General features: G+C 74.0%; 6 protein-coding genes. 1 reads left to right on the top strand and 5 read right to left on the bottom strand.

Annotated features, from left to right (window positions below; translation table 11 throughout):
• A partial coding sequence (locus E1284_RS33555) for an NACHT and WD40 repeat domain-containing protein (RefSeq protein ID WP_131944180.1) occupies positions 1–4,259 on the top strand: 4,259 nt, incomplete at its 5' end.
• 10 nt (positions 4,260–4,269) lie between these two features.
• Here E1284_RS33555 and coaE read toward each other — a convergent pair.
• The 5 genes from coaE to E1284_RS33530 all read right to left on the bottom strand — a co-directional run bounded on the left by coaE (position 4,270) and on the right by E1284_RS33530 (position 10,482).
• Positions 4,270–4,869 carry a dephospho-CoA kinase gene (gene coaE / locus E1284_RS33550; protein WP_131944179.1) on the bottom strand — a complete coding sequence of 200 codons (600 nt, stop codon included), beginning with the start codon at positions 4,867–4,869 and terminating at the stop codon, positions 4,270–4,272.
• A 77-nt stretch (positions 4,870–4,946) separates the two neighbouring features.
• Positions 4,947–5,435 (bottom strand): GNAT family N-acetyltransferase, encoded by a 489-nt coding sequence (locus E1284_RS33545; protein WP_243714906.1) that lies wholly within the window; start codon positions 5,433–5,435, stop codon positions 4,947–4,949.
• Between the two features lie 38 nt (positions 5,436–5,473).
• Complete coding sequence (locus E1284_RS33540) at positions 5,474–7,438, bottom strand: endonuclease/exonuclease/phosphatase family protein (protein WP_243714905.1); 1,965 nt, start codon at positions 7,436–7,438, stop codon at positions 5,474–5,476.
• Between the two features lie 191 nt (positions 7,439–7,629).
• A complete protein-coding gene (gene rpsA / locus E1284_RS33535; RefSeq protein ID WP_131944178.1) occupies positions 7,630–9,111 on the bottom strand; it encodes a 30S ribosomal protein S1 in 1,482 nt (493 codons plus the stop codon).
• Positions 9,112–9,345: 234 nt separating this feature from the next.
• On the bottom strand, positions 9,346–10,482 hold the full coding sequence (locus E1284_RS33530) for a polysaccharide deacetylase family protein (protein ID WP_131944177.1): 1,137 nt from the start codon (positions 10,480–10,482) through the stop codon (positions 9,346–9,348).
• Between the last annotated feature and the right edge of the window lie 92 nt (positions 10,483–10,574).

Here is a 10,574-nt window from a genome sequence, read left to right as displayed (position 1 = left end):
CCCCGGAACTGGGCCCGGCCGCCAACGGCGCCGCCGACCCCCTGCCCGACGCCACCGAGCGGCTGCTGGACCGGCTGACGGAGGCGTGCGAGACGCGGTTCGAGCGCGCGACCATCCGGCGGGTCGTCCCGCCCGGGCGCGAGGAGGGCCGCTCGGACCCGCCGCACCTGCTGCTGACCCACCTGGAGGACGGGTTCGTCCGCCAGTACCGCATCGGCGCCCACGTCGGCCCGGTGACGGAGGCGGACGTGGACGCGTTCGTCCGGCACGTGCACGCCGACGGCACCGACCACGGGTCCGAGCTGGTGTACGTGGGTCCGGCGCCCGCTCGGTCGCTGCGCGAGGACGCGCTGCGGCGCGGCATCCGGGTGCGCAGCATCACCGAGTTCCAGGGGCTGCTCGACCTGTCGGAGTACGTGACGGCGCAGACGCGGCGGCTGTCCGGCGACGGGCTGTACCCGCCCTCCCTGTACGTCCCGCAGCGGTTCCGGGAACTGGACCGCCTCCAGACGCCCGACGAGGGGACGCGGCCGGCCGGCGACGTCCGCGACGACGTCGTCGGCGAGATGCTGCGCCTGCTGTCCGCCGACCACGGGCGGTTCCTGCTGCTGCTGGGCGACTTCGGGCGCGGCAAGACGTTCGCGCTGCGCGAGCTGGCCCGGCGCATCCCCGGGGAGCTGCCGCACGTCGTCCCGATCCTCATCGAGCTGCGGGCGCTCGACAAGGCGCACTCGGTGGACGGCCTGGTCGCCGCGCACCTCGCCAACCACGGCGAGGAGCTGATCGACCTCAAGGCGTTCCACTACATGCTCCGGCAGGGGCGCATCGTGCTGCTGTTCGACGGGTTCGACGAGCTGGTCACCCGGATGACCTACGACCAGGCCGCCGACCACCTCGACACGCTGCTGCAGGCGGCCCGCGACCACGCCAAGATCGTGGTGGCGAGCCGCACGCAGCACTTCAAGTCGCAGGCGCAGGTGCTGACGGCCCTCGGCGAGAAGGTCGGGGTGCTGCCGCACCGGCGCGTCCTCGGCCTGGAGGAGTTCGCGCCGCCGCAGGTCCGCTCCTACCTGGTGAACCGGTACGGGGACGAGGCCGCGGCCGACGCGCGGCTGAGGCTGCTCGCCGGCATCGAGGAGCTCCTCGCCCTGACGCCCAACCCGCGGATGCTGTCGTTCATCGCCGACCTTCCCGAGGAGCGGCTGCGCGCCGTCGCGCAGGCCCGCCGCGCCGTCTCCCCCGCCGACCTCTACCACGAGATCCTTTCGTCGTGGCTGGCCTACGAGGCCGACCGGGTCGGCGGCTCCGGCGGCCCGTCCGGGCTGAAGACCGAGGACATGTGGCAGGCCGTCGGCACGCTCGCGCTGCGGCTGTGGGAGGGCGACGAGCAGTTCCTCAGCCTCGCCGAGCTGGCCGACGTCGCCGACACCCTCACCGGCCTCGCCGGCGGCCGGATGTCCCCGCACCAGGTGACGCACGCCGTCGGCGCCGGCAGCCTGCTCGTCCGCACCGACGACGGCCTGTTCGGATTCATCCACACCTCGGTGATGGAGTGGCTCATCGCGCGGCACATCGCCGGCGAGTTCGGCGCGGGCGCGGTCCCCGCCGCGCTCGGCCGCCGCGCGCTGACCCAGCTCGCCGTCGACTTCCTGTGCGACCTCGCCGACACCCGCGCCTGCCAGGACTGGGCGGCCGGCGTCCTCGCCGACCCCGCCGCCGGCGACTTCGCCCGCGCCAACGCGATCCGCATCACGACCCGGCTGCGCACCCCGGCCCGCACCGACCTGCGCGGCGCGCGCCTGCAGGGCGAGGACCTGTCCTACCGCGACCTGCAGGAGGTCGACCTCACCGGCGCCGACCTCACCGACGCGCAACTCGTCGGCGCGAACCTGTCGCGGGCCGTCCTGCGGGACGCCTCGCTCGCCGGCGCCCGGCTGGACGAGGCGCGCCTCACCGGGGCCGACCTGCGCGGCGCCGACCTGTCCCGGGCCCGCCTCGCCCGCGCCGACCTGCGGGACGCCGCCGTCACCGGGAGCCGCTGGACGCGCGCCGCCCTCGTCGACGCGACGCTCCCCGAGCGGATCGCCGCCGCGCCCGAGCTCCGCGAGGCCGCGATCGCGCCCGGCCGCCCCATCGACATCCAGATCGCGCCGCCCGCGGTCGGCGTCCCCTACGGGTTCCACTTCGCGACCAGCCGCCTCCCGCAGCCGCTCGCCTACAGCCCCGGCGGGTCCGTGGTCGCCGTGGGCAGCGAGGACGGCGGCGTCCTCGTGTGCGATGCCGTCACGGGCACCCCCCTGCGCACGCTGCAGGGCCACACCGACCGCGCCTACGCGGTCGCGTTCGACGCCGCCGGCGACCTCCTGGCGAGCGGTTCGGCGGACGGCACCGTCCGGATCTGGGACCTCGCCACGGGACGCTCGGCGCACACCCTCACCGTCCACCCCGAGGGCGTGTGGCCGGTCGTCGTGGGCGGCCGCGCCGCCCCAGGCGCCGGCCTCCTCGCGGCGGGCGCCGCCGACGGGACGATCCGCGTCTGGGACACCGCCTCCGGCGCCCTCCTGCACGAGCTGTCCGGGCACACCGCGCCCGTCTACACCGCCGTGTTCGACCCCGCCGGTTCCCTCATGGTCACCGGCGACGCGGGCGGCACCCTGCGCGTCTGGGACCTCGCGACGGGCGCCCTGCGGCGGGAGCTGACCGGTCACCGGGGCGCGGTGTACCGGGCCGTGTTCCACCCCGGCGGCTCCCTCCTCGCCGCGGGGGACGAGGCCGGCGTCGTCCGGCTCTGGGACATCCGCACCGGCGAGATCGGCCAGGAGCTCCTCGGCCACACCGGGCGCGTCTACGCCATCGCCTTCCACCCGGACGGGAACCTCCTCGTCACCGGCGACACCGACGGGTCGGTCCGCATCTGGGCGGACGGGCGGCAGCGCAGCGTCCTGTCCGGTCACGAGGGCGGCATCTACCAGGCGGCGTTCAGCCCGGACGGCGGCCGCCTCGCCACCGCCGACAGCGCCGGATCCGTCCGGCTGTGGGATCCCGCGACCGGGCGGCAGCGCCTCGAACTCGCCGGGCACCGCGGCGCCGTGTGGCCGTTCGCCTTCCGGCCCGACGGCGCCCAGCTCGCCACCAGCAGCAACGACGGCACCGCCCGGCTGTGGGACGCCGAGACCGGGCAGTGCCGCACCGTGCTGCGCGGCCACGGCCGCCGCGTCACCGGCGTCGCGTTCAGCCCCGACGGCGGCATGCTCGCCTCCAGCGGCAACGACGGCCTCGTCCGGCTCTGGGACCCGCGCACCGGCCGCCGGATCCGCGAGCTGCACGGCGTCGCCGACAACCTGACCTCCGCCGCGTTCAACACCCGCCACTCCCAGCTCGCGACCGCCACCAACGACGGCGGCGTCCACCTATGGCAGGCCGGGACGGGCACCTTCGAACGCGAGCTGAACGTCGAGACCGACCACGTGTGGGCGCAGGCGTTCGCGCCCGCCGGGGACGTCCTCGCCACCGCCAACGACGACGACACCGTCCGCCTCTGGTACTGGACGACCGGCCGCGAGACCGCCACCCTCGCCGACCACCGGGGCCGCGTCCGCTCCATCGACTTCCAGCCGGGCGGCGCGCTCCTCGCCACCGGCTGCGACGACGGCGCCGTCCGCCTCTGGAACCCCCGCACCGGCGAACTCACCGCCGTCCTGGAAGGCCACACCGACCGGGTCTACCGGGTGGTGTTCTCGCCGTCCGGGGAGACCCTCGCCAGCGCGAGCAACGACGGCACCGTCCGCCTCTGGGACCCGTCCACGGGCGAGGCGCTCCACACCCTCACCGCGCACACCGGCCGCCTGTGGACGACCGCGTTCCACCCGTCCGGGGCGATGCTCGCCAGCGCGGGCGACGACATGGTGGTGCGGCTCTGGAACCCGTCCAACGGACGCCTCCTGCACACCCTCCCCGGCCACACCCGCCGCATCTGGTCGGCGGCGTTCAGCCCGGACGGCTCGCTGCTCGCCACCGCCGGCGACGACGGCGCGATCATCCTCTGGGACGTCTCCGACCGCGACGCCCCCGCGCGCCGCATCACGCTCCTCGGGCTGGCGGAGGGCTGGGCCGCCCTGGCCCCGGACGGCCGCTACAAGTGGGAGGGCAACGCCGCCGCCGAGTTCTGGTACGCCATCGGCATGTGCCGCTTCGAACCCGGCGAACTCGACGCCTACCTGCCGGAGGTCCACCGCCTCCCCCTCGACACCCCGTTCTAGAACGGGGGCTCTAAGACGCGGCGCGCCGGGTGAGGGCGTCCCAGAGGGCGTCCACCTGGGTCCTCAGGTCGTCGAGGGTGCCGGAGTTGTCGATGAGGTGGGTGGCGACGGCGCGGCGTTCCTCGCGGGACGCCTGCGCGGCCATGCGGGCGCGGGCGTCCTCCTCGGTCATGCCGCGGCGGGACGTCAGGCGGTCGAGCTGGGTCTCCTCGGGGGCGTCCACCACGACGACCTCGTCGTACATGGGCGCCAAGCCGTTCTCCGCCAGCAGGGGGACGTCGTAGACGACGACGGCGCCGGCGGGGGCGGCGTCCATCAGCTCCTGCATGCGCTCCCCCACCAGGGGGTGGACGATCGCGTTGAGGGCGGCGAGGCGCTCGGGGTCGGCGAACACGATCTTGCCGACCTTCTCGCGGTCCAGGGCGCCGGACGGCAGCAGGACGTCCGCACCGAACTCCGCCACGACGGCCGCGAGGCCCGGAGTGCCCGGCTCCACGACCTCCCGGGCGATCTTGTCGGCGTCGATGACCACCGCGCCGCGCTCGTCCAGCCGCGCGGACACCTCGCTCTTGCCCGACCCGATTCCGCCGGTGAGTCCCACTTTCAGCACGGACTCACCCTAATGGCCGGCCCGTTTCCGCCGGGACGAGGGCCCGCCGGCGGCGCCGCCGCGGGCGGACGATCAGGTCAGCCCGTTCCCGCAGGGACGAGGGGCTTGCGCATGTGGACGAGCGTGAGGTGCGCGGCGACGCGTTCGCGGTGCGTCTCGGCGTAGCCGAGGCGGCGGTACAGGCGCAGGTTCGCCTCGCTGAGGTGGCCGGTGAACAGCACGCACGCGTCGACCCGCCCGGCGACCTCGGCCTCCAGTCCGGCGAGCAGCCGCCGGCCGATGCCGCGTCCCTGCAGGTCGGGGACGACGACGAGCCGCCCCACCAGGCACGTGCGGTCGCTGAACTGGGCGCGGACCGCGCCGACGAGGCGGCCGCCCAGCACCGCCTTCAGCACCACCGCGTCGGTCTCCAGCACCTTGCGCAGCTGCTCGGCCGACTCGACCAGCGGCGGAAGGAACGGGTCGCCGTACAGCTGTGCCTCCGCGACATAGGCGGCGCGCTGGACGGTCAGCAGCTCCCCCGCGTCCCCGGGGCCCGCCCGCTCGATCACGACCGGCTCGCTCACGGGGTCCGGCCCCGGCGGGGCGGGCGCGCCGGGCCCGCTCACCGGCCGACCCGGACGGTCACCGCGACCGGATAGTGATCGGAGGCACCCGACCTCGGCACCTCGTAGTCGGTGACGAGGACGCCGTCCGACCCGAAGATCCAGTCGTGCGTGGCCCCGTCCGGCCGGGTCGGGTACGGCTCGCCGCCGAGGGCGGCGCTGCGCAGGTCGGTGCCGTCGGTCATCGCGGCGAGCTCGGGGCTGCCCGCGTCGGTCTGGAAGTCGCCGCCGATCAGGGTGCGGGGCGCGCCGCCCCAGGCCCGCAGCAGCGCCGCGATCTCCCGGGCCCGCTCGCCGGCCTGGTCGTCGCCGCCCTCCAGGTGCGTCGACCACACGTCCATCGTCGTCTTCCCGACCGCGAGCCGCGCCCACACGTACCCGCGGATCTGCGACCAGTCGCCGCGCGGCATCCGGCCCCGCCCGGAGCTGCGCACCGGCAGCGACGTCAGGATCGCGTTGCCGAACTGGCCGTCGGCGGCCGGTCCCCAGATCAGCTTCATGCCGAGCCGCCGCGACAGCCACACGCCGACGTCGGTGGTCCCGGACATCAGCGACCCGCGGCCGGCCTCCTGCAGCAGCACGACCTGGGCGCGCTGCCCCTCGATGACGCGGGCGATCCCCTCCGGGTCGAGCCGCCCGGACTGGTTGACGCCGTCGTGGATGTTGTAGCTGAGCACCCGCACCCGGTTCGGCGCGGCCGCGGGCTGCGCCTCGCCGTCCGGCGCCGCGACGGTGAACACCAGCGTCCCGGCGAGCAGCACGAGGGCGGCGGCGCCGGCGGTGAGCGCGCGCAGCGGGGCGCGGGCGGGCAGCGGGCCGCCGCGCGCCGCCGCGAACGCGGCGAGCGCGCCGAGCAGGATCCCGGCGAGGCCGGGCAGCACGTTGTTCGGCACCGGCAGCGGCGACACCGCGCTGACCTGGTACGGGATCAGGATCGCGGCGACCAGCAGGCCGCCGAGCGCGGCGCCCGCATCGATCCGCCAGACCGGCCCGCCGGTCCCGGCGCGGCGCAGCGGCGCGCGGACCGCCACCGCCAGCAGCCACGCCGCCACGACCTGCCCGATGACCACGATGGGGACGACCTCGACGCCGGAGACCGCGTACGTCCCGGCGACGGCGCCCGCGCCGACCCCGAGGACGGTCCCGCCGAGCACGCACACGCCGCCCGGCACCGCCCGCACGGCGAGGCCGGAGGCGAGGAACGCCAGCGCGAACCCCTGGCCGATGACGATCGTGACGTGCGCGGCGGTCAGCGACTGCCAGCCGGACGACGCCACGAACGCGGGGCTGGCGAGGACGAGGACCTGCAGCGCCAGGAACGGCCCGAGCGCGGCGGCGCCGAGCGCGTCCCGCCACGACACCCCGGGCGGGGCGATGGGCCCGGACGCCAGCTCGCGGTAGAGGGCGGCGGCGCCGACGCCGACGAACGCAAGGCACGCCAGCCACGGGCCGATGCCGTCCCGCCAGACGGGGTCCCAGGTGGCGAAGCACATCCGCACGGCGCCGTCGATCGACAGGCCCGCGACCGCGGCGGTCGCGAAGCCGACCCCGGACAGGCCGCGGGCGCCCTCGTACAGCGCCGCGAGCGCGATCATGCCGATCGCGGTGCCGGCGAAGGCCAGCCAGGTGCGCGGGTCGATCGCCTGCGCGAGCAGCCGGACGGCGAACAGCCCGCCGACGCCGGCGAGCAGCAGCCCGCGCGGCCCGGCGGCGCGGCGGATCAGCGGGGCGAGGAACCCGGCGAGGTAGATGGCCGCGACGCCGGCCGCGGCGACCGGGAGGCCGGCCTCGTCGGCGAAGTGGTCGAGTTGCGGCAGCGAGAACCGCAGGGTCTGTGCGAGCACCGCGACCGTGACCGCGATCAGCGCGAGCCGGGCGGGGCCCTGCGGGACGATCGAGGGGCCGGTCTCGGCGGGGCCGCCGGTCCTGGTGCCGACGTCGGTGCCGGCGTCTGTGCTGGCCAATTGAACGAGTGCTCCCGGGGACGAGCGGACCTTCGGGGGTGCGTGCGGCGGCGCGGGACGCCGCCCTCCTCCGCCATGGTGGCGCAACCGAAGCACGGCCGGAGGCCGATCCTGAAGATCGTTCTCCGGCCGTGTTCGTGTTGTTCGTCACCACCGGCCGGCCGGGCGGGCCGCCGGAGGAGGGGTGGCGGCTACTGGCCGCCGGAGAGCTTCTCCCGCAGCGCGGCGAGCGCCTCGTCGGTGGCGAGGGCGCCACCGCCGGACTCGCTCTCGCCGCCGCCCGAGTAGGAGGTCTCGCCGCCGCCACCGCCCGCGGGCGCCGTGTCGGCCTCCGCCTCGGCCTTGCGGGCCTCCTCGATCTGCTTGCGGTGGGCGTCGAAGCGGGCGCGGGCCTCGGCGTACTGCCGCTCCCAGGTCTCGCGCTGCTCGTCGAAGCCCTCCAGCCACTCGCCGGTGTCGGCGTCGAAGCCCTCGGGGTACTTGTAGTTGCCCTGGTCGTCGTACTCGGCGGGCATGCCGTACAGCGTGGGGTCGAAGTCCTCTTCCTCCATGCTGGCCGCGCCCTCGTTGGCCTGCTTCAGCGAGAGGCTGATGCGGCGCCGGTCGAGGTCGATGTCGATGATCTTCACGAAGATCTCGTCGCCGACCTGGACGACCTGCTCGGGGATCTCCACGTGGCGCTCGGCCAGCTCGGAGATGTGCACCAGGCCCTCGATGCCCTCCTCGACCCGGACGAACGCGCCGAACGGCACCAGCTTGGTGACGCGGCCCGGCACGACCTGGCCGATCTGGTGGGTGCGGGCGAACTGCTGCCACGGGTCTTCCTGGGTCGCCTTGAGCGACAGGGAGACGCGCTCGCGCTCCATGTCGACGTCCAGGACCTCGACCGTGACCTCCTGGCCGACCTCGACGACCTCGGAGGGGTGGTCGATGTGCTTCCAGGACAGCTCGGAGACGTGCACCAGTCCGTCGACGCCGCCGAGGTCGACGAACGCGCCGAAGTTGACGATCGAGGAGACGACGCCCTTGCGGACCTGGCCCTTCTGCAGGGTGTTGAGGAAGGTCTGGCGGACCTCGCTCTGCGTCTGCTCCAGCCAGGCGCGGCGGGACAGGACCACGTTGTTGCGGTTCTTGTCCAGCTCGATGATCTTGGCCTCGAGCTCGCGGCCGACGTAGGGCTGCAGGTCGCGGACGCGGCGCATCTCGACCAGCGACGCGGGCAGGAAGCCGCGCAGGCCGATGTCGAGGATGAGGCCGCCCTTGACGACCTCGATGACGGTACCGGTGACGATGCCGTCCTCGTCCTTGATCTTCTCGATCGTGCCCCAGGCGCGCTCGTACTGGGCGCGCTTCTTGGACAGGATCAGGCGGCCTTCCTTGTCCTCCTTCTGGAGGACCAGGGCCTCGACGTGGTCTCCGACGGTGACGACCTCGTTGGGGTCGACGTCGTGCTTGATGGAGAGCTCGCGCGAGGGGATGACGCCCTCGGTCTTGTAGCCGATGTCGAGGAGGACCTCGTCACGATCGACCTTGACGACAGTGCCTTCGACAATGTCGCCGTCGTTGAAGTACTTGATGGTCTCATCGATCGCCGCGAGGAAGGCTTCCTGCGACCCGATGTCGTTGACCGCTACCTGCGGGGTGGTCGAGGTGGCCTCGGTGCTGCTCGTCATGTGTCGGCTGGCTCCGGTACGGACATGGAAGTCGTATGGGTTGTGCGCGGAGGGCCGTTATCCGCCCTGCCGAAGACCGGAATCGGACGCGGGCACCGCGTCAGTGAACCGAACCGTTGTCGCCGACCTGACCGAGCGCGAGCCTGCTCCGTCCGAAGCGCGCGCAGGCCCACAGCGCAGCGATCAGGATATGGGACCAATCTCGCGTGGTCAATCCGGCCGGGGCGGGGATGATCAGTACGTCCGCGCACGGGCCCGGTACTCCTTGGCGATCCGGTCCTCGGCCGCCTTCGGAAACGTCACGGTGTTCGGGTCCCCGTCAGAGGTGTACCGCTCATCGGGGTTCTTGTCCAGGTACTCCAGCCACGCCGTCGAGCAGTACTTCTTGCAGTCGTTCTCCTTGATCTTGCCCTCGGAGCGGATCCGGTCGATCTTCCACCGGTCGAAGTCCGCGTCGAACGGCGACATCGCGGGCCGCCAGCCGGCGAGGAACATGCCCTGGAAGGAGTACCTGCCGCCGTCCTTCTCAGCCCACGCCTCCTTCTTCGGGACGGACCCGAAAGGGTAGGCGAACGTGGTGGTGTGCGCGCCGGTGAGCTTGACGATCTCGTCCTCCATGCCGCCGATCTCCTTGCGCACCCCCTTCTCGGACATGCCGGACAGGCTCGGGTGCGTCACCGTGTGGTTGCCGATCTCGAACCCGTGCTGCCGCAGCCACGTGAGCCCGGCCGCGGCCTGCACCTGGTCCATCCCGAAGAGGTCCTTGTTCAGGTAGAACGTCGCCACCGGGCGGAAGCCGGGGTTCTCCCGCGCGACCTGCTCGATGACCGCGACCGCCGTGTCGGGCTTCGGGTTGCCCCGGGCGTCCAGCCCGAAGTGCCCCGGCGTGCTGTCGTCGAAGGTCAGCACCACCGGGTGCCTGCCCGCCGGGACGTTGAACCGCCCGCCGACGAACTCGGCCGCCGTGATCGGGTAGTAGCCGTCCTTCGCGAGCCCGGTCAGCTCGTCGTACAGCTCCTTGGTCGACCGGTCCAGCGACAGCTCCGGCTTCTTCAGGATGCGGTGGTACATCAGCACCGGCACCTGGCCCAGCTCGTTCGCCTTGACCGCCGCGGCCCCGGGCGCCGCCGCCTGGATCGGCGCGGTCGCCGACGCCGACGGCGACCCGGACGGCCCGGCCGTCCCCGATCCCGCCGGGGCGGGCGCCCCGCCCGCCTTCGCGGCCCGCGCCGTGGGCGCCGTGCTCGACGCCGCCCCGGCCTGCTCGGCCGCCTTCCCCTCGTCCCGCGCACGCCGCTCCGCGGGCAGGACCAGCCCGAGGACGACGGCGCAGACGATCACAACTCCAGCGATCTTGTGAAGGAGAGGCACGATACCCCCGCCGGTAGACCCGAACAGGACCAGGGGGACAGCGTACGACCCCCCGGACATCTAGGACACCTACCGCCTACCCACAAGATCCC

Origin of the sequence: Actinomadura bangladeshensis, from assembly GCF_004348335.1 — a bacterium.
In the GTDB taxonomy this organism is placed as follows: Bacteria; Actinomycetota; Actinomycetes; order Streptosporangiales; family Streptosporangiaceae; genus Spirillospora; species Spirillospora bangladeshensis.
This window is presented reverse-complemented; position numbering and strand designations above follow the sequence as displayed.

Excerpts from the sequence above, each read along its gene's own strand:
- rpsA (WP_131944178.1), bottom strand. The coding sequence starts at position 9,111 with ATGACGAGCAGCACCGAGGCCACCTCGACCACCCCGCAGGTAGCGGTC.